This window comes from Streptomyces canus (genome assembly GCF_041435015.1).
Classification (GTDB): Bacteria; Actinomycetota; Actinomycetes; order Streptomycetales; family Streptomycetaceae; genus Streptomyces; species Streptomyces canus_G.
In genome coordinates, this window is record NZ_CP107989.1 from 10,151,839 (window position 1) to 10,171,656 (window position 19,818).

15 protein-coding genes and 3 pseudogenes are annotated in these 19,818 nt (G+C 69.2%); 7 read left to right on the plus strand and 11 right to left on the minus strand.

The annotated features are described in order from the left end of the window. Window positions 1-106: 106 nt before the first annotated feature. A complete protein-coding gene (locus tag OG841_RS46265; protein ID WP_328635843.1) occupies window positions 107-442 on the plus strand; it encodes a 3-oxoacyl-[acyl-carrier-protein] synthase III C-terminal domain-containing protein in 336 nt (111 codons plus the stop codon). Between the two features lie 268 nt (window positions 443-710). Here OG841_RS46265 and OG841_RS46270 read toward each other — a convergent pair whose 3' ends face one another. Continuing rightward, window positions 711-1,022, minus strand: coding sequence for a hypothetical protein (locus OG841_RS46270; protein WP_371570325.1), 312 nt, complete (start codon window positions 1,020-1,022; stop codon window positions 711-713). A 56-nt stretch (window positions 1,023-1,078) separates the two neighbouring features. Between OG841_RS46270 and OG841_RS46275 the strand changes: the two genes are divergently transcribed. From OG841_RS46275 to OG841_RS46290, 4 genes are all read left to right on the plus strand, one after another. Further along, complete coding sequence (locus tag OG841_RS46275; protein WP_328635842.1) at window positions 1,079-1,516, plus strand: glutaredoxin domain-containing protein; 438 nt, start codon at window positions 1,079-1,081, stop codon at window positions 1,514-1,516. Window positions 1,517-1,690: 174 nt separating this feature from the next. Then, window positions 1,691-3,709 (plus strand): FxSxx-COOH system tetratricopeptide repeat protein, encoded by a 2,019-nt coding sequence (gene fxsT, locus OG841_RS46280; RefSeq protein WP_365123817.1) that lies wholly within the window; start codon window positions 1,691-1,693, stop codon window positions 3,707-3,709. An 804-nt stretch (window positions 3,710-4,513) separates the two neighbouring features. Continuing rightward, window positions 4,514-5,320: an SDR family oxidoreductase gene (locus OG841_RS46285; protein WP_328635840.1), complete on the plus strand. Its 807-nt coding sequence runs from the start codon at window positions 4,514-4,516 to the stop codon at window positions 5,318-5,320. A 36-nt stretch (window positions 5,321-5,356) separates the two neighbouring features. Beyond that, window positions 5,357-6,241 (plus strand): helix-turn-helix transcriptional regulator, encoded by an 885-nt coding sequence (locus tag OG841_RS46290; protein WP_365123819.1) that lies wholly within the window; start codon window positions 5,357-5,359, stop codon window positions 6,239-6,241. Window positions 6,242-6,591: 350 nt separating this feature from the next. Here the strand turns inward: OG841_RS46290 and OG841_RS46295 are convergent, their stop codons facing one another. From OG841_RS46295 to OG841_RS46305, 3 genes and pseudogenes are all read right to left on the minus strand, one after another. Then, complete coding sequence (locus tag OG841_RS46295; protein WP_328635839.1) at window positions 6,592-6,792, minus strand: helix-turn-helix domain-containing protein; 201 nt, start codon at window positions 6,790-6,792, stop codon at window positions 6,592-6,594. A 117-nt stretch (window positions 6,793-6,909) separates the two neighbouring features. Then, a complete protein-coding gene (locus OG841_RS46300) occupies window positions 6,910-7,473 on the minus strand; it encodes a dihydrofolate reductase family protein (protein ID WP_365123346.1) in 564 nt (187 codons plus the stop codon). Between the two features lie 33 nt (window positions 7,474-7,506). Then, a pseudogene (locus OG841_RS46305) lies at window positions 7,507-7,950 on the minus strand (transposase); the annotation flags it as partial. Between the two features lie 60 nt (window positions 7,951-8,010). Between OG841_RS46305 and OG841_RS48680 the strand changes: the two are divergent. After that, a pseudogene (locus OG841_RS48680) lies at window positions 8,011-8,611 on the plus strand (helix-turn-helix domain-containing protein); the annotation flags it as partial. Here OG841_RS48680 and OG841_RS46315 read toward each other — a convergent pair. The 4 genes and pseudogenes from OG841_RS46315 to OG841_RS46330 form a co-directional block, all read right to left on the minus strand. Continuing rightward, a pseudogene (locus OG841_RS46315) lies at window positions 8,531-9,067 on the minus strand (alcohol dehydrogenase catalytic domain-containing protein); the annotation flags it as partial. The pseudogenes OG841_RS48680 and OG841_RS46315 overlap by 81 nt on opposite strands. 115 nt (window positions 9,068-9,182) lie before the next feature. After that, window positions 9,183-10,100, minus strand: coding sequence for an amidohydrolase family protein (locus OG841_RS46320; RefSeq protein WP_365123349.1), 918 nt, complete (start codon window positions 10,098-10,100; stop codon window positions 9,183-9,185). Between the two features lie 33 nt (window positions 10,101-10,133). Beyond that, on the minus strand, window positions 10,134-10,478 hold the full coding sequence (locus OG841_RS46325; protein ID WP_328635835.1) for an L-rhamnose mutarotase: 345 nt from the start codon (window positions 10,476-10,478) through the stop codon (window positions 10,134-10,136). Continuing rightward, window positions 10,475-12,160, minus strand: a complete 1,686-nt coding sequence (locus tag OG841_RS46330) for a hypothetical protein (protein ID WP_371570333.1) — start codon at window positions 12,158-12,160, stop codon at window positions 10,475-10,477. The genes OG841_RS46325 and OG841_RS46330 overlap by 4 nt, the downstream gene beginning before the upstream one ends. Before the next feature lie 81 nt (window positions 12,161-12,241). Here OG841_RS46330 and OG841_RS46335 point away from each other — a divergent pair, with 81 nt between their 5' ends. Continuing rightward, window positions 12,242-13,063 (plus strand): hypothetical protein, encoded by an 822-nt coding sequence (locus OG841_RS46335; RefSeq protein ID WP_328635833.1) that lies wholly within the window; start codon window positions 12,242-12,244, stop codon window positions 13,061-13,063. A 538-nt stretch (window positions 13,064-13,601) separates the two neighbouring features. Here the strand turns inward: OG841_RS46335 and OG841_RS46340 are convergent. The 3 genes from OG841_RS46340 to OG841_RS46350 form a co-directional block, all read right to left on the minus strand. Continuing rightward, window positions 13,602-16,244, minus strand: coding sequence for a family 78 glycoside hydrolase catalytic domain (locus OG841_RS46340; RefSeq protein WP_365123354.1), 2,643 nt, complete (start codon window positions 16,242-16,244; stop codon window positions 13,602-13,604). 110 nt (window positions 16,245-16,354) lie between these two features. Beyond that, window positions 16,355-17,281 carry an alpha/beta hydrolase gene (locus OG841_RS46345; protein WP_328635831.1) on the minus strand — a complete coding sequence of 309 codons (927 nt, stop codon included), beginning with the start codon at window positions 17,279-17,281 and terminating at the stop codon, window positions 16,355-16,357. 94 nt (window positions 17,282-17,375) lie between these two features. Continuing rightward, window positions 17,376-19,799: a glycoside hydrolase family 3 C-terminal domain-containing protein gene (locus tag OG841_RS46350; RefSeq protein ID WP_328635830.1), complete on the minus strand. Its 2,424-nt coding sequence runs from the start codon at window positions 19,797-19,799 to the stop codon at window positions 17,376-17,378. Window positions 19,800-19,818 lie beyond the last annotated feature (19 nt).

The window sequence follows — 19,818 nt, forward strand, 5'->3', positions numbered from 1 at the left end:
CCCACCACCTTGCGGACCGGGCTGGCGTCCCTACCGGCGGGGACGTGGGCGCCGCCCTGCTCGTCGAAGCCTCCCCCCCCAGCCGGGCATCATCGCTCACACGTTCATGGCGAACTCCGCGGGCTGGCCGACTGCCCCCCTCTTCAACCCCCACCACGCCCCCGGCGGCCCGCCGGGGCTGCACTTCGACTCCGAGAAGGTCCTCGCCTCCTTCCTCGGCATCGACACCCGCGCCGCACAGTGGATGAAGGAACAACACACCGACCCGAACGAATTCGGCCTCGGCTGTCTCCACCAGCCGTCCGTCCCGTTCGTCCGCACCTTCTGCGAACGCATGGGCATTCAGCCCGACGCGGTCGTGCCCACCTTCCACCGCACCGGCAATATGGGCGCAGCCACCCTCCTCCTCCAACTTGCCCACGCCGCTGGCCAAGGCCGGTGACGCCCGGGCATACAGGTGGTCCTGTTCGGCATGGCCAGCGGCGCCAGCGGCGGCGTGATACTGATCAGCTGCTAGGCACCCCGGCGCACGCGCTCGATGGTTCGCCGCTGGCCTCATTCGCCGCGCGCCGTAGCACCATCTGCGGCGGGCATGAACGAAGTGCGACGGGTGGGTCACCCGTGCCAGGACTGGTACCAGCTCACTCTGCTGTCGGGGTTCTGAACGGGGCGCCATACCCGTTCGGCTGGGACGTGCTGGAACAGGTCGGTCAGCGGGGCCACGAGGACCGGGACCTCGTGCAGGAAGGGCACCAAGTCCCGGGCGGCCGGCGTAAGGCGCTGATCCGGTTCTCCACGCCGGCAGGGTCGGTGCCGTCGAGGATGAACAGCAGCCGCGGGAAGAGCGGGTAGTGCCGCCGCCACTCCTCCAGCCCCTGCTGCTGGAAGGTCGGACGGCGCCCCGGGATGGTGGGCGCGTAGGAGTGGAGGCGGGCGTAGGCGGTCAGCTTGGTGGCGAGCCGTTCCGGGCCCATCGTGGCGCGATCCACTTCCACGAACGCCCGCAGCGTCGGGGTGAACACCCAGGTGAGCGGCCTGGTTCGAGGAGCACTTCGTCTCATCGATAGCCTGCATCACCATGATGCGCGCTTGGATCCTGCCGATGCTGCTTGTGCTCAGCGGCTCAGCCGTCGCGACTGGGCAGATCTTCAAGGGGAGCCCCGGCACAGCCGCAGCACTCCTGCTGGTGTTCCTGGCGCTCGCCGGCGTCAACTCACCCCTGATCTTCCCGAGGTCGATCGGTGCGCAGGAGGCACAATGCCGCAGCGCGGTCGACGGCCGACCGGTCGTCTTCTGGCGGCCGGGCTGCAAGTACTGCATACGACTGCGCATCCGGCTGGGCCGCAGTGGCCGCCAGTTGCACTGGGTCAACATCTGGCGCGACCCGGCAGGAGCCGCAGCGGTGAGAGCAGCCAACGACGGCAACGAGACCGTGCCGACCGTCGTCGTGGCGGGCCGGCCACACACCAACCCCGATCCCGCATGGGTACGCGAACAGCTCACCCCTTACGCGTGATCAGAATCCGCGCCCTTCGGAGAGGGACCCGCAGACACAAGCGCACAGAGATCAAAAGACAAGCTCAGCTCTGTCTCTTCGGCAGGCTCCTTCATCGGTTTCGTCAGCGGCTCCTGGGATAACATCACGCAGGCTGTTGGTCGTCGCGGCAGCGGTGATACTGAAGAGGGAGCCATGTGGCGAACGCTGGCCGGTGTGGTGTCCGGTCTACTCGTGCTGTTCGTCGGTAGTCTCGCTTTCAACGCGGCGTCCGGGCAAAGCCATTGGCCAGGACCGCTCGACCTCGTGCGGGTCCACCCGTGGCTGGTGCTCCTCCTCCTGATACCTGTGTCGCTGATCGGGCTGTGGCAGGCGCCGCGCCGCGACCGCGGGCAGAACCCGCCCGCGCCCATGACGTACCAACTGCCGCCGCGCAACACTGACTTCACTGCCCGCGACGCCACGCTGCGGGAACTGCGACAGCGCCTCACCTCGACGAGCGGTGTCGCGATGCTGGTCGTGCGTGGGATGGGCGGTGTCGGCAAGACCCAACTCGCGGTCGAATACGCCTACCGACATCTCGAGAAGTACCGGTTCGTCGCGTTCGTGCATGCCGGGGACGCCGATCGGGTGGCGTCGCAGTTCGTGTCTCTGGCCGGGGAACTGGGGCTGGCGGAAGCAAGCTTCGACCAGGTCATCCCGCGGGTGTACGGCAAGTTGGCGGACCGCAGGCCCTGGCTGATCATCTTCGACAACGGGGAGGAACAGAACACTCTCACGCACGCGCTGCCGTCGGGTGGCCTGGCGACCAATGGCCATGTCATCGTCACCACCAGGGTGAGGAACTGGTCGAGCAGTGCGGGCGTGATCGGCCTGGACGTGTTCGCCAGGCAGGAGTCGGTGAGCCTGCTGACGCATCGGGTGCCCGGCATGACCGCGGCGGTAGCGGACCGGATCGCCGAGGAACTGGGGGACCTGCCGCTGGCGTTGGAGCAGGCAGCCGGGTACATGGAGTACAACCAGACGGCGCCCGATGACTACGTGAGGCTGCTGACGTCCCGGCTGGAGGAGATGATCTCGCTGGGCGCACCGGGCGACCGGTCGGCGGTGATGGTCGGGGCCCTGTGGCAGCTCAGTGTGCGAAGGCTGGAGGCGGAGCGGCCGCAGGCAGTGCGGATGCTGAGGCTGTGTGCCCTACTGGCGCCGGAACCGATCCCGCTGGACCTGTTTACCCGTAGTCCCGAGATCCTGAACGTGGGCGCCGCCGATCCCCTGGTGTGGGACGGGACGGTCGGTGCCCTGGCCGGTCTGGGACTCGCGCGGCGCGGGAACGCGTCCCTGGTGGTGCACCGGCTGGTGCAGGCCGCCGTCCGGGCCGACATACCGGAGGAGGCGCATGCCGACGCCCGGGTCCAGCTGTGCCGGGCGCTGGTCGCGGCCGTGCCGCACGACGTCCACGGTGACCCGGACGCGCGGCCGCGCTGGCAGGAGTTGCTCTCGCATGTCCTGGCGGTGACCAAGGACGATCCACCGGCCGAGTGCGCTGCGGAGACGGCGGTGCTCCTCAGGCTGGCGTCGGAATTCCTCATCCAGCTCGGGGACTACCAGATGGCGTTGCCTCTGTGTGAGCGTGCCCTCGCGATCGACGAGTCGATCGAGGGCCGGGATGCGGAGACCGGCTTCGATCTGATCACTCTGGCGCAGATCCACCGGGAGCTCCACGCGCCGGAAAGAGCCCGCCCACTCGTGGAACGCGCGCTGCGGCTGCACGAGTCCTGCCTGCCGGCGAACGATCCCGCCATCGCAACGGACCTGGCCACGCTCGCGCGCACGCTGTGCCTCCTCGGTGAACACCGTGCGGCGCTGCCACTGGCCGAGCGGGCGCTGCAGATCGACGAGGCGGCGCTCGGGCCGAACGACCCGTACGTGAGCTTCGACCTGGTTGCACTGGCGAACGTCCATGTCGACCTCGGAGACCACGAGGCGGCCCTGCCGCTGATCTCACGGGCACTGCAGATCCGCGAGACCGTCTATGCGCCGGACCACCTGTACATCGGCTACGTCCTCATCCTCCAGGCCCAGGTACTGCACGCGATGAACAACCCGACCGCGGTGGATTTCGCGCGCCGGGGTGCACAGATCCTGCAGACCCGGCTGGGCCGGACCCACCCCAAAACCGAGGATGCCTTCGCTCTGGTCGACCGGCTGCGTTGACTGACGTGACGAGTGACACCGAGGCCGGCAAGGCCGCTGTGCGGCGGCCTCCTGCAGCAGCTGACCAGACGGGTGCTGGAGTCCGCGCTGGAGAGCGAGCTCACTGATCACCGGGCTCATGTCCCAGGTGATCAGTGAGCTCGCCGCATTTCATCCACCCCGTCGACGGGCAGGTCATGGTGCTCGCCGGACCGTACGAGTACCGTCAGCCCGGAGATCAAGAACGACCACGGCCCGGCCACCTGGCTGATGACCTGCACGATCATCGCGCCGGGCCGTGTCCACCCCCGCATGCCACTCGCCCCGGCCCCGCCCCTCTACGACGCCTGGCTCCATCCCCACCCGGAAGACCCCGACGACCTGCGTGCCCTGCTGATAACGTCCGCGGCGTCAACCCCGAAGTCTTTGCGGACACGTCGGGCGCGGGAGCCGGGTCCTGTCTGACGTTCCAGACCACGAGTCCGCGGTTCAGCAACCACGACCACGCTCCTGTCAGCGCCAGAACAGCCTCGGGCTTCTCGTAGTAGGCGACTCGTGCCTGTCTAGGCCAGTTTTGCCAATTCCACTCGTTGTTGTCCCGAGCGTCTTTGAGTGAGTCAGCACGGCAGGCAAGGGGGGCTCTCACAGTACCTGTATCACCAGGGTCTCCCAGACGTCCCAAACGCCTGTCAACCTGGTTGAGTCGAAGGCGCCGACAACACTCCATGGGCACGCACTGCAGCTTTACCCCCCCATTAGTTTCAGCTGCCCAGAATGCGCGACCGAGTCGGCGCATTCTTCCACGACAGAAGGGACGGAGACCAAATGGCGGACAACCAATTCACCACTCACACAGAACTTTTCGATCTGAGTGGGAAGTACGCCCTTGTCACTGGCGGCACCAGGGGCATCGGGATGATGATAGCGCGCGGCCTTCTCCAGGCGGGCGCCCGCGTCGTCATCAGCTCACGCAAGGCAGACGCGTGCGCGGAGGCACAGCATCTACTGTCCGAATTCGGCGACGTTCAAGCAATCCCCGCCGACCTGTCCAGGCACGACGAGTGTCAGCGCCTCGCTGATCTTGTCATGGCCGACTCGGAACGCCTGGACATCCTTGTCAACAACGCGGGAGCGATGCGGAGCGAGCCTCTGGCGACGTTCCCGGACGAGGCCTGGGACTCAGTGATCGACCTCAACCTCAAGTCGCCGTTCTGGCTGGTGCAGGCGCTGCTCCCCGCACTTCGCAGGGCGGGCACCGCCGATGATCCCGCGCGGATCATTAACATCGGCAGTATCGCCGCCATCCACGTCGCCCAGGCGCCCAACTACTCGTACGCCAGCAGTAAAGCGGCACTCCATCAACTCACCAGAGTGCTTGCCAGGGAGCTGGGCCCACAGCACGTCACGGTGAACGCGGTAGCACCGGGAGTGTTCCCGTCGCAGATGATGGGGGCCACGCTCGATGCCATCGGCGACAAGATCGCGGCGGCGGCCCCTCTGCGCCGGCTCGGCCGCGACGACGACATGGCGGGTATCGCCGTGTTTCTCGCCAGCCGGGCCGGATCCTACCTCACGGGCACCATCATCCCGGTGGACGGCGGCACCGCGACGACCGCAACGGGTACCCCCTAGACTGCGGGACGGGCTTACGGCAAGGGGATGGCCACGATGGATCTACGCACCGAGATCCGGGAGTTTCTCAGCTCGCGTCGCGCCCGCATCGCACCCGAGCAGGCGGGCCTGCCCGCTTACGGCGGCAACCGTCGGGTCAAAGGTCTGCGCCGCGAGGAGGTAGCGCTACTGGCGGGGGTATCGGTCGACTACTACGTGCGCATGGAGCGCGGCAGCCTCGCCGGTGCCTCCGATGGCGTGCTCGACGCGTTGGCCTCTGCCTTGCAACTCGACGAGGCCGAGCGCGACCACCTGTTCCACCTCGCGCGCCAATCCAGGAAGCCCAGCGGCCCACGCCGGCGTAGGCCTGCCGTGACGGTGCGCTCGACGCTGCAGCAGGTGCTCGACGCGATCTCCGATGCGCCGGCCTGGATCGGTAACGGCCGTTATGACGTGCTCGCCATGAATCAACTCGCTCGCGCGCTGTATTCACCGGTGCTGGCCGACCCTCGACGGCCCGCGAACACAGCGCGGTTCGTGTATCTCAACCCCGAGGCGGCCAGAGATTTCTTTGTCGACTACGACCAAATTGTCGGGGACGTGGCAGCGAAGCTACGCATGGAAGCCGGCCGCAATCCGCACGACGAGGAGCTGATCGCCCTAGTCGGCGAACTGTCAACGTGCAGTGAGCTGTTTCGGCAGCGGTGGGCATCTCAGGACGTGCGGCTGCACCGGTCCGGCCGCAAACGTGTGCGCCATCCGGTCGTGGGCCAGCTCGACTTGGACGTCGAGTCCCTGGAACTGCCCGCCGAACCCGGCCTACGCCTCAACGTCTACACCGCACCCGCGGGTACACCGACCGCTGACAATTTGGCGCTCCTGGCGTCGTGGGCGGCCACGCAACAGACGTTGGCGACCGAGCTCGAAGAACACAACGGATAGTCCAACCCCTTCAGCCGCACTAGCCAGCGGACCATGACGAGGGGCAACAATCTGCGGCAAAGTAAACGCGGGCGTCGGGCGCCGGAGGATACGTGGGCTGAGCTGGCTGTTTGGTGCTGCGCAGTGAGCTGAGTGGGGCGGCGGTTTTGCGCAGGGGGGTTGGCGCGCCTATAGGTACCGGTGCCGGTCGGTCTTCTGAGGGCTGGGTCTGCCAGGGGTGTGGTTTGGTTCAGCGGGTGGTCAGGCGTTGCCAGGGCAGGTCGTGGTCGGCCGGTGCGAGGCGGAGCTGGTGCACATCCTCGGACTGTTGGTGAAGAAGCCCCGCACGTTCTCGCCGACGTGGTCCGGCGTCAGATCGCCGAAGAAGCGGGGCTGACCAGGATCACGGTGCACCGCCGATCAGCCAACCGGCAGGCGCTGCTGGAGGCGTCTGCGATGGCGCGGCTGAGCGAGGACTGGGAGACGTGCATTACCGCGGCGGCCGTGGTGAAGCTCGCGGCCAGGGCGACGGCCGTGTACGCCGTCAGTTGTCGCAAGGCGGTGGCCTCCATGGCCGACGAGTGTAGGGGGCTTCCCCCTTGACCGTGGACACCGATTGTCATGCAGCCATGGTCAGCGTAATGGATCTCTGGTTGTAGGCGATCGGGCTGCTCTGCTGGGCGACCGGATCAGCGACGGACGCGGTAGCGGATGTGGGTGGCCTCCGGCGTGTCGATCACCTGGGCGATCTCCAGCTCGATCTCCGAGGGCAGGACGTCGAACAGTCGTCGTCCGCGGCCGAGCAGCACCGGGATCTGGTGGATCTGCACCTCGTCCAGGACTCCGGCTTCCAGCGCTCGTTGCCCCGTGTACGCACCGCGCACCTGCACGTCCTTGTCGCCGGCGGCGGCCTTGGCCTGGGCCATCGCGCTTTCGATCCCGTCGTTCACGTAGGTCACCAACGGATAGCCCCAGCGGGCGGCCGGGCCGGGTGGGCGGTGACTGGGCACGAAGATCGGGAGACCTCCATGATCACCGCCCCAGTGATCCATGAGTTCGGCGGTCCGCCGTCCCGCGAGTACCGCACCGGCCGCGTTCCATTCCTCCTGGAACCGCGCGGCGGTCCGAGCGGACTCGCCTTGGGCGTCGGCCCACTTGTGCAGCCGCTCGCCGTCCTCACCGCCGAGGAAGTCGTCGGGGTCGGCGATGTACCCGTCGAGAGACACCGACATATCGAGCACTGATGTAGACACTTCAATCTCCTGTTGTATCGATCCAGATCGGTTTCAATGCTGTAGACCTGGCATGGCTGCCTTACTCATCGGGCACAACGTATTGGATCTTTGCTCGTAGGCGATCGGGCTGATCTGACCGCTGCTGGAGTGTCTCCTTCTGGTGTTGTAGCGGGTGACCCACCGGAAGACCGCATGGCGGGCCTCTCGCGCCCCTGACCAGCTCTTTCGCCCCTGAAGGGTCTCTCTCTTCAGGCTCGCGTTGAACGTTTCCGCGGCGGCATTGTCCGCGCTGGTCCTCACCGCGCCGCGGGAGCGGACCACGCCCAGCTCCTCGCAGACTTGCTCGAAGTCCCTCGCGACGTATTGCGCTCCGTTGTCACTATGAAAGACCGCCCCGCCCAGGCGTCCGCCCCGCATCGCGGCGGCGGCCTTGAGCGCGTCGGTGACCAGCTCCGTGCGCATGTGGGTGGCGATGGACCAGCCCACTTGAGATCTCTAGCGGTGCGGGTTACGTCTGGTCGTGACGGTTGGCGTCGGCTGCGCTATGCCGGTGGGGTGAGGTATCCCGATGGTGGTGGGCTGACGGCCGAGGAGAGGATCGACGTGAGCAAGTCGGGCTCGCGGCAGCTGACTTGATCGAGACGGGGGCCAGCGGCCGGGAGGTGGCCCGGCGGTTCAGGGTGACCCGGATGTCGGCGACCGCCGGCGGCGGGCCCTGGCTTCGGGCGGCCGCCGGGCGCTGGTCTCCAAGGGTCCCGGTGGCGCTCGCTGCAAGCTCAGCGCGGGTCAACTGCATGCTCTGGAAGCGGTGTTGGAGGCCGGGCAGGCCGCGTGCGGCTGGAGTGACCAGTGCTGGACGCCGGCCCGCATCGGCGAGGTCGTGCGCCGCCGGTTCGGCGTCGATTACACCCTGGCCGGGCTGGATCTGCTGCTGCACCGCATCGGCTGGAGCGTGCAGGTCCCGGCCCGGAAGGCCAGCGAGCGCAACGAGACGCAGATCGCCGCCTGGAAGGACGAGCAGGGGCCCGTCCTGGGATACGGGTGAGGGGCGCGGTCAGCGTCTGACGTGGGCCGATCCGCCCTTCTCGGCGAGCAGCCGACGGTGGGCGCTCAGCTCCGCCCCCCCGGACCTCGGCGCGGCCCGACCCACGTCGTGCACGGCGACCGCCGTCGGCTCGACGGGCGCGGCCCGCTCCAGCGGGATCGAGTCGGGCAGCCGGATGAGCGTCGAGGCGGGTACGGTCCAGCGCTGCTGCATCGCGCCGGGGGAGTCGATGCCGATGAAGTCGAGGTGCTGGCGGACGTGTTGGTGGCCGGCGCGGCAGGCCGGGCAGGTGTCGTCCCAGCGCAGCGGCATCACGGTGACCGCGTCACCGGCCCGCCAGTCCTCGACGTCCGGGCCGACGCGTACGACTCTGCCGGACATCTCGTGCCCCAGGACGGCGGGCGCGGAGGCCCGGGCGTCCATGTCGCCGTGGAAGGTGTGCAGATCGGTGCCGCAGATGCCGACATAGGCGGGGGCCAGCTCCACCTCCCCGGGACCGGGCGGCCCGGTGAGTGCGGGAGCCGTGTCGAGGGTGCGGGCGGACATGTAGCGGACGACGAGTGTCATCGTGTGGTCAGGGTCCCTTCAGTGCGGACACCGATGGTCAGCAGACGTGGATGGACGTCCAGCGGGGGTTTGTCGGCGTACGCGATGGGTGCGCAAACCCGGATGGGCGCGACGGTCAGATGGTGTGCGTGGCGCCGTCCGCGGCGACGTCGCCTTCCTCCGGCGCGGGGAGGCGGTAGAAGGCGGTCGCGGTGTCGGCGAGGATCGCGTGGATCTCGTGTTCGGCACAGTCGGTGAGCAGTTCGTCCACGGTGGCGGCCCAGCGGTTCCAGCCGCCGGCGAGGTTGGCGACCGGCCAGTCGGAGCCGAACATCAGCCGGTCGGGGCCGAAGGCGGTGAGCAGGATGTCCCAGACCGGGCGGATGTCGGCGGTGGTCCAGTTGTCGTGGTCGGCCTCGGTGATCAGTCCCGACACCTTGCAGACCACGTGCGGGTGTGCGGCCAGCCGTTGCACCTGACGTCGCCAGTCCGCCAGTTCGCGCCGCGCGATGTCCGGCTTGCCCGCGTGGTTGAGGACCTGGGGCAGGTCGGGGAAGCGTTCCGCCAGCCGGATCGCCTGGTCGAACTGGTGGCTGCGGACCAGCACGTCATAGCAGAGCCCGCGGTCCCTCGCCGCCGCCAACCCACGCTCGACATCGGGGCGCTGCAGCCAGCCCGGGTCCGTCTCGCCCTGGACGAGATGGCGCAGGGAGCGCAGATACGCCCCTCCCGGTCCGGCGAGCAGCTGGTCCAGCGTCTCGCCGATCGCCGGCGACGTCAGGTCCGCCCAGCCGACCACCGCCTCGATCAGCGGCTCTTGCTCCGCGAGGGCGAGAAGGTCCTCCGTCTCGGGCACGTCCGGCATGCACTGCACGACCACCGTGCCGTGCAGACGGCGGCCAGCGATGGGGTGGGTGGCGGTGGTCCGCAGGTCGTCCGGGGTGAACGTGCGGCGGATCGTTACCACGGTGGGGTCGTCGAGCCAGGGCTGCGGGCGCTGGTCGAGGTCCCACAGGTGGTGGTGGGCGTCGATGAGGACGGGGGCGGGGGTCATGGCAGGTTCCAAGTCGGGTCGGCCCGGGCCGCGTCAGGCGGCGTCTTCTCCGGGTGGGTTCAGGTGCCAGATCTCGGGGAGCTCCGTCCACTGGCGGGAGCCGCCCCGGTCGGGCCAGGGCTCCTGGCAGGGGTCGGTGAGATTCCACCATTCCTGGGTCTCGGGGTCGGCCTCGATGGAGGCCATGTCGGCCTCGAAGTCGGCGCCGTGGTACTCCATGTAGGCGAACAGCACGTCGCCGTGGAGGAAGATGCTGTAGTTGCGGATGTTGGCCCGGTGCAGGGCGGCTTCGACGCCGGGCCACACCGCGGAGTGGAGCCTGAGGTACTCCTCGCGGTGTTCGGGGCGGAGCCGGATGGTCTGGGCGATGCGCTTCACGCCGATTCCCCTGTCGTCTCGGAGGAGTTGGCCTGCTCGGCCGCGGTGTCGAACGGGGTGCGGTAGCTGGGAGTGCGGGTGCGCAGCCCGAGCCGCAGGGTGAGCCGGATGCGCGTGTAGGCGGGCGGCCGGACCGTCAGGAAGGCGCTGTCGCAGACCTGCTCCGCTTCGCTGATGACGGGCTCGGTGTGGCCGTAGTCGTACATGTCACCGATCCAGGTGTCGTCCTGGCAGGTGGTGTAGCGGACGGCGGTGATGGTGTGCTCGGCGAAGGCGCCCGCCTGGACGATCACCGTGCGGTCGGTGCCGGGGGAGAGGTTGACGAGTTCGACGGTGGTCGCCTCGGGGGCGATGGAGGTGACCAGGGCGGCGACGTCCTGGGGCAGGCCGGCGCGGCGGGCGTCGGCGTCGTGGTAGCGCAGCCTCGCCTGCTGCAGACCGCCCTGATACAGCACCTGCGGGCCGCCCCAGGTCAGCTGAACGAGGGCCTCGGTGACCACCGGGTTGCACAGCTGCCACACGTGGATGTCGGCCTCGGGCACGTCCAGGTCGCGGTAGCGGTCGATGCGCCGCAGCCGGTGGCGGACCTGGGCCTGGGCAGTGGCGAGGATCCGCTCCGGATAGCCGGGGTCGTCGCCGGCGAGGAAGGCGAACCACGCCTTCTCGTGTCCGGAGTCCTCCTTGGACCGGAACGGCCGTACGGTGCGCCAGTCGATGCCGTCGGCCTCGCGCAGCCGCTCCAGCCGGGCGCGGTCGGCGTCGGAGGTGGTGTGGTGCCACAGGGCCACCGGTACGGGGGGTGTGGCCGGGTTGTAGTCGAACCAGCCGGAGTCGTTGTGCCGGAACGGCAGGTGCAGTGTGGGTGTGTGGCGGTCCGGACCGAGTTCCACCGCCCACTTGGAGGGCAGGCTGGAGTCGGCCTCCGTGTGGGGCATGACCTTGCCGCGTTCGATGAGGGCGTCGAGCGAGGTCGCGACCATGGAGAGGTAGTCGTCGTCCCCGGTGACCGTCGCGGCCGCGAGCGCCGCCACGCAGGCCGCGTGACCGAAGCTGTGCCAGCCGTGCGGCCAGGACCAGCCGTAGTGGCCGCCGTACCAGCGTCCTTCCAGGAGGCTGCCGACGACTCCGTCCGGGCCGACGTTGTCCGGGAGGAGGCCGCCCTGTTCGCGGGTGCGCTCGCGCCAGGCGCCGACGTACTCGACGATCCAGTCGCGGTAGCGCTCCTGGCCGGACAGGATCCAGGCGTTGAGGACCAGGCCGGCCGCGGCGAGGTTGACCGCGGTGTCGCCGACGCCCATCCGGTCGCGCATCTGGTCGCCCAGCCGCGGGTCCGCCGACAGGGGGAAGGGGCCGTTCGCGGCCTCGGGGATCCAGTCGAGGGGGAAGCCGTAGGTCTCCGCTTCCTTGAGCAGCCAGGGGTAGACGTCGCCGTCGAACAGGCCGGTGCGGTCGGGGTCGCTGCCGTTGTGGGGCCGGGTGATGATGCGGTGTTCGGGGTCGTAGTTGCCCTTGGCGGGGTCGACGTACAGCTCGGCGAAGCGCAGGGCGCGCTCACGCCAGCGGTCGGGGGCGGCCATGCACAGGAAGTAGAGCAGGAGCAGGCTTTCGCCCTGGTGGAACCAGTCGTAGCCGCGTTCGTACTCGTCGTGCAGCATGTCCAGTTCGGTGAGCTGGCGGGTCACGCCCTCCCAGTGCCTCTCGCTGGCGGGCAGGATGTCGTCGGCGCCGCCTCAGACGGCTCGCCGGGTTCAACCTCGGTCACGTTGTCGCTGGTCATCGATGCATCTTCCATGATCGGGAGTTACACCGAACGTTTTACAGTCCCGGTCGCGGCAGAGCGATGGATCGCCGCCGCTGTCGCTGCCATGGCAGATCTCTCCGATCGCCACACCATCCAGGCATTTGCCACCTGGACCCACCTGACTCGCCTGCGCAAGGACTCCCGTCGCAAGCCCATCACCGCCGGCCAGGCGGTGTCCGTCCGCCGCAGCGTCAAGGCAGCGATCGTCTTCCTGGCCTGGCTGCGAACCGAGGGCCTGAATCTTGAGACTGTCGGCCAGGGTGATCTCGACCGCTGGCTGGCAGACGGCCCCACCACACGGCAATATGCTCGTGACCTGGTTCTCTGGGCCGTCCGCACCAAACGAGCGACAAACATCAGCATCCCGGCGCGTCTCAAGAACTCTCCGACTCAAGCTCTTGACGAGGACGAACGAAGAGAGATCTCCCACCGGCTCCTCGGCGACGACCGTCTCGACGCACGCGACCGTGTCGCTGGTCTGTTGAATCTTCTCTACGCGCAGCCTTTCAGCGTGATCATCCGACTCACTGCCGATCACGTTGTCGTCCGCGAGAAGAACGTCCTCCTGCACCTCGGCAAGGAGCTCCTTGAACTACGCCCCGAACTGGGCAGCCTTCTTCAACAGATCGCCGCCGCGACGGCCAGATCGGGCAAATCGACGCTCCTTGGCTCTTCCCCGGAATCCGTCCGGGCCAGCACCTCAGCCATATCACTCTCGCTTCCCGACTCAAGCGGCTGGGTATCCGGTCCTTGCCCAGCCGCACGGCGGCCATCCGCGACCTGACCGCCGAAGTCCCAGCCGCAGTAGTTAATCGCCTTCTCGGCATCAGTACCTCAACCGCCACAAGCTGGTCGAAAAGATCGTCCAACGCCTCATACGCTGCTGAAGTGGCCCGCCGAAGTGACCTGGAAGAGTGATGCGGTGGAGGAGGGGTACACCGCGCTGGTGTGACCGATTGTCGAGGGCCTGGTGCTGAAGGGCGCCGACGCCAGCATTTGGACTGACGGCGCCCCGACATGGCCCTCGGCGGTCCACGGTCCACGTCCGTGTAAGGACATCGCAGACAGGTGAGGCAGGGCTGTCACGGGCCGTGGATCGCGGTCCTGCGTGAGCCGCCCGGACGCGGCGGATCGGTGTTCGTCCACGGCACGCTGTGCCCTGGCGACCGGCTTGGCGTCGGTGGACCGCGCAACCACTTCCCTCTTGTGCCTTCGAAGACGTACCTGTTCATCGCGGGCGGTACCGGCGTCACCCCGCTGCTGCCGATAGTCCGGCAGGTCGAACTGCTGTGCGCGGAGTGCCAGTTGCTGTACGGCGGAGTTCAGGGACTGGTGCCAGGGCGTAGGACCAGGTGGTGGCTTCCGGATCCGAGCAGGCGGGTGGCCTGTGTGGAGTGCCAGCCTTCGGGTGGGAGGAACCGTCCGGTCGTGCCGGGGGGCAGTACGGCGTTCACTGCGAGGGTGCTGTCACTGAGCGACCAGGCGACGGACGCCGGGCCGTACGGGGTGGTGATCGACGCCTCGGCGGAGGTGAGCGTGCCGCCCGGGCGGGGCGCGATCTCGATGGTCCGGTAGCCGGGGGTGCCGGGTCGCAGTCCGGCGACGGACTGGTAGAGCCAGGCGGCGACGGCGCCGTAGGCGTAGTGGTTGAACGACAGCATCATGCCCGCGTTCTCGACGTCGATGGTGCCGTCTGGCTGGATGGCGTCCCACCGTTCCCACATGGTGGTGGCGCCGCGTTCGACCTGGTAGAGCCAGCCCGGGCACTCCGGGTTGAGCAGGAGTTGGTACGCCTCGTCCGTGTGGCCGGTGCCGGTGAGGGCGGGCAGTACGAAGGGTGTGCCGAGGAAGCCGGTGGCGATGCGTCCGCGGTTGGCGCGTACCAGCGCGGCGAGGGCTTCGCCCACCGCGGCTCGTTCGGCGGTGGGCGCGATGTCGAACTGGAGGGCGAGGGCGCATCCGGTCTGGGTGGTGCGGGCGTGGTCGCCCCACTTGTGCCAGGCGGCGTCGGCGGTACGCCGGTGCAGGGCGGCGTACCGGTCGGCGTCGTCGGCATGGCCCAGTTCGCGGGCCGCGTCAGCGAGCAGGTGGGCGCTGTGCGCGACGAAGGCGGTGGCGACGAAGGAGGAGTCGGTGGTGGCGAGCGACGGGTCCTCCGGGGGAGCGGCCGGGTCGAGCCAGTCACCGAGTTGGAGGTTGCCGCTCCAGGTTCCGTCGGAGTCCAGGTGATCGACGGTGAACTCGACCCAGGCGCGCATCGCCTCGTAGTGGCGGCTCAGCCCGCTTCGTCGGCCGTAGGCGTCGTAGAGGGCAGCCGGTACGGCGGTTGCGGCGTCGCCCCAGCCCGCAACGCTGCCGGCGAACAGCGGCTCGCTCGTCAGCAGGTCGCCGAGCGGTACGTCGGGGATCAGCAGGGGGACCGCGCCGTCGTCTCGCTGTTCGATGCGCAGGTCGGTGAGCCAGCTGTCCAGGAAGGTGCCGCTGTCGAAGGTGGCGCACGCGGTGGGGGCGAAGGCCATGATGTCCCCGGTCCAGCCGAGGCGTTCGTCCCGTTGCGGGCAGTCCGTGGGTACGGCGAGGAAGTTGCCGCGCTGGGAGCGTACGACGTTGGCGTAGAGCGTGTTCACGCGGTCGTCGGAGCTGTGGAACTCGCCGATGCGGCGCAGGTCGCTGGACACGACGACGACTTCGACGGCCTCGATGGTGACTTCCGGGGAGGCGTCGATCTCGGCGTACCGGAAGCCGTGGAAGGTGAACTCCGGCTCCAGTTCGGCGGTGCCGCCGGCCAGGGTGTACTGGTCGGTGGCGCGCGCGCCTCGCAGGATGCTGGTCAGCAGGCGACCCTCACTGTCGAGGACCTCGGCGTGCCGGACGGTGACCGTGCTTCCCGGCGGACCGCCGGCGCGGAGGCGGAGCCAGCCGGTGGTGTTCTCGCCGGCGTCGACGGCGATCGTGCCGTCGGACAGGGTGCGCTGCCCGGGCTGGATGCGCTGTACGACGCGTACGGATGGGTGGGTCCGTTGGGCCAGTCCGGCGGGCAGGGGGAGTGTGGCGGCCTGCTCCCAGCCGTGATCGTCGAAGCCCGGCAGTTGCCAGCCGTGCGGCTCCTCGCGCAGGTCGTGTTCGCAGCCGTCGTACAGATCCGCCGCCAGCAGACCGCCGTAACCGCCCCTCCATTGGTTGTCGGTGGCGACGGTGACGGTGGTGCCGTCGGCCAGGGTGACTTCGAGCTGGGAGAGTAGAGCCGCGGTGTCACCGTAGACGTTGCGGTTCCCCTGCCAGGCGAGGTTGCCGCGGTACCAGCCGTCGCCGACCGCGGCGGACAGCGCGTTCGCGCCGGCGGTGAGCAGGTCGGTGACGTCGTAGGTGGCGTAGAGCAGTCGGCTGGGGTAGCTGGTCCAGCCGGGTTCCAGCAGGTCGTCGGAGACGGGCCGGCCGTTGATCGCGGTGCGGTGGACGCCCAGTGAGGTCACGTACAGCCGGGCGGACACCGGCTCAGCCGGAAGGTCGAACTCCCGGCGCAGCAGCGGCACAGGGCCGGGGGAGGTGCGGCCCCGGTCACTGGGGACGTGGACGGGACGGGCCGTCCAGTCCCCTTGATCGAGCAGGACTGCCTCCACCCGGGCGGGTTCGCTCCATGCCGTCCACCCGACGTCGGTGCGGACCCGGACACGCCAGTACCGGACCTCGCGGCTGCGCAGCGGCGTGGCCGGCCACGGGTGATCGGTCACCAGGTCGGACTCGCCCCCGCCACTGGATGCCGCGTCGCTGAAGGACAGGTCCGCCGACACCTGGATCTCGTAGGCGTGCTGGAGGACGTCCGGCCGTCCGCTCGCCAGCGACCACGACAGACGGGGTTCGGGATACGGGGTGGCCACGAGACCGGAGTCGTCCTCGGTGCGCAGCCCGGTGACCGTCGTTGCGGTGTCCGTCGCGGGGAGTGCCTCAATGCTCGGGGGGTTCATCGCGTCAGCTGCCTTCGGAGAATCGGAGTGGGGGAGCGGTGCATGTACGTTTCTGACAGCGCAGAGCTGCGCCTGCCCTGGAGCGGCCCTTTGGACGGTCGGTGCGGCTGTCAGTCCTCGCTCGTGAGGTGAGTCGTCAGGAAGGCGACCGATGTCTCGATGAGTGCGGGTACGTCGGTTGCGCCGAGGAAGATGTGATCGGCCCCGTTGACGAGGAGGAGCTCCGACTTTGCGCCGGCCTGCGTGAGTGCGTCATGTAGCAGCTCGCTGTGGGTGACGGGTACGACGGCATCGTGTGTGCCGTGCATCAGCAGGAACGGCGGGGCGTCGGCGGTGACGTAGGTGACGGGGCTCGCGGCCCGTTTCGCCTCGTGGGCGTGGCTCCCCAGGAGCATGCCGATGATGTCGTACGGGCGACCAGGTTCCGGGGATTCGAGGGGTATGGGTTCCTCGTCGGGCTGGGAGTCCAGGTCGGACAGTCCGTACCAGTCGACGCAGGCCCGCACCGAGCTGTCCGGACCGAGCACGCCCACCTCACCCTCCAGCTCCGGCAGCCCGCCGGTCAGGGCGGCGAGCGCGGCCAGGTGTCCGCCGGCCGACTCGCCCCAGACGCCGATCCGGTGCGGATCGAGGTTGAGCTGGTCCGCGTGGTGGCGCAGGTAGCGGATGGCGGCCTTGGTGTCGTGCAACTGTGCGGGAAAGGGGGCTTCGGCGGACAGCCGGTAGTCGATCGAGGCGACGGCCGTGCCGGTGTTCAGGAGAGCGTCGAAGAGGCCGTTGGGTTCTATGGTCGGTGGCAGGTCACGCCTGTCGCCGAAGAACCAGGCGCCTCCGTGGATCCACACGACGCACGGCGGCCGGTCGGCGTCGGCAGGCGTCCACAGGTCCATCTGGAGCGGTCGGTATCCCGGCGGCACCGCGTAGCTGATTCCGGAGTAGTGCGAGGTGCCGTCCGCGCGGCGGAGCGGTTCGACCGGTGACAGGTACTGCGGGAGTGCCCATTCGGCGGGCGGAGCCGATTCCTGCTGGGTGGACATCGCGAGGGTCCTCACTGTGACGGGGCCGGCTGCGGCCGAGCTGACGGTGACGGGCGGGCTGGGGCGGTGGCGGGACGGGCATCGGCCTGGATGGTCACTCCTCCTGCGTGACCAGCACGGTTCCGCGCAGCCGCAGGTCACGCGACGAGGAGCCGACCGCCACGTCCCGTTCCCCGCCGCCGAGCACCCAGCGATGGGCGTCGGCCGACCAGCTCGACAGTTGCCGCGGGCTCAGGTGGAGCACCACGTCCTGCGCCTCGCCGGGCTCCAGCGTCAGGCGCTGACAGGCGGCCAGTGACCGCACTGCCTGTGGCAGATCAAGGCGCGGGGACGGACCGACGTAGACCTGGGCCACCTCGGTGCCCCGGCGGCTTCCGGTGTTGCGGACGGTGAAGGAGACGTCGAACCCGTGGCCGGCCGGTGTGGTGCGCAGGCCCTCGTAGGCGAACTCGGTGTACGACAGTCCGTGTCCGAAGGGGAACAGGGGCTCCACGCCGTGGGCGTCGTACCACCGGTAGCCGACGTGGATGCCCTCCTTGTACGTGACCTTGTCGTCCACTCCCGGATAGCTCTCGGGGTCACCCGCGACGGGGTGGCCGTCCTCGTCGGCGGGGAAGGTCAGCGGGAGTTTGCCGCCGGGTGCCTCGTCGCCGAAGAGCAGCGCGGACGTTGCCTCCGCGCCCTGCTGGCCGGGGTACCACATCTGCAGTACGGCGGCGACGTCCTCCAGCCAGGGCATGGTCACGCACGTCGAGGAGTTGAGGACCACCACGGTGCGGGGATTGGCGGCGGCGACGGCCTTGATCAGTTCGTTCTGGGCGGCGGGCAGGGAGAGGGTGGCGAGGTCCTGGCCCTCGGTGGTGTCCTGCCAGGCGAAGACCACGGCGGTGTCGGCCGCTTGTGCGGCCCGGACCGCCTCAGTCCTGTGGGCGGCCCGGGTGGCCGAGGTGAGCAGGCGGAGCCGGAAGCTCAGCCCGTCCGTGCCTCCTCGCGCCTCGACGGAGAGGGAGTGAGCACCGGCCGCCACCGGCACGGTGACGGCCCGTGCCCGCAGTCCGTCGACGGTCTCGCCGGTCAGTCCTCCGGCGAACCACTCCTCCATTTCCGGCAGTTCGGGGAAGAGGTCGGTGCCGTCCAGGACGATCCGGGGGCGGGTGACCGGACCGAACAGATCCCGCTGCGACCAGTGGACGACGAACGTCCACTCGTCGTCCTGCTCGACGGTGAGCGTGCCGTCGTACCGCCACGAGTCGTCGCGAGTGAGGGCGTCCGGGCCGGTCCGGTCCAGGGAGACGGCCGGGTTCAGGGCCGAGACGGGCACGGGTCCGCCGAAGTGGTCCGCCCCGAGCGAGTAGGTGACGGAGGCGTCGTCGCCCGCTCGCTGACGGATCGCGTCGACCGGAGCGGTGGCACGGTCGGGCAGCACATGGGAGCTGCCGCCGCCGCTGACGAACGGCACCGCGCCGGTCAGGCCGATGACGGCGAGGGAGCGGGTGGCGTCGCCCGTCAGCGGCAGCACGTCTTTGTCGTTGCGCAGCAGCACGGCGCCGGCGATCGCGATCTCCTGGGCCGTGCGCGCACCGGCGGCGGAGTCCCGGACCGGGCGCGGCGGGGCCGAGCCGTCCAGCAGGCCGAAGCGGTCCAGCACCGTCAGGATGCGGCGCACCGCCCGGTTGAGGTGGGCCTCGGAGACGTCCCCGTCGAGCACCGCCTTCTTCAGCCGCGCTCCGAAGTACTCACCTGTCGGCATCTCCATGTCGAGCCCCGCCAGCAGCGAGGCCCCGGTGCTGTGCGTCGCCCCCCAGTCGGACATCACCCAGCCGGTGAAACCCCATTCGTCCCGGAGCAGCGTGGTGAGCAGGTCGGTGTTCTCGCACGAGAAGGCCCCGTTGACCGAGTTGTAGGCGGCCATCACGGTGCCGGCCCCGGCCTGTACGGCCGCCTCGAAGGGAGGAAGCTCCATCTCCCGCAGGGTCTGCTCGTCCACGCGCGCGTCGACCGAGGTGCGCCGGTGCTCCTGGTTGTTCACGGCGAGGTGCTTGACCGTGGCGATCGTGCCCTGATCCTGGACGCCCCGGATCTGTGCCGCGGCCATCTCGGCGGTGAGGAAGGGGTCCTCACTGAACGTCTCGAAGTTCCGGCCGCCGTAGGGCGTGCGGATCTGGTTGACCATGGGGGTCAGCAGCACGTCCTGCCCCAGGGCTCGGGCCTCGTGGCCGATGACGCCGCCGAAGGCTTCGGCGAACTCAGGCGCGAAGGTCGCGGCGAGCGCGATGGGTGCGGGCATGGCGGTCGCGGGGATGGTCAGGCGGGGGCCCACCGGTCCGTCGGCGAGCCGCAGGGAGGGGATGCCGAGTCTCGGCACCCCGGGTACGTAGCCGGCTTCCCCCAGATGGTCGCCCTCGGCGTCGCCGCCGTGCACCAGGGAGATCTTCTCGTCGAGGGTGAGCCGGTCGAGCAGGACGGAGACACGGTCCGGTTCGGCGGCGCCGAGCGGCGCGCTGGAGACATCGGGCATGGCAGCACCTGTCTGAGGG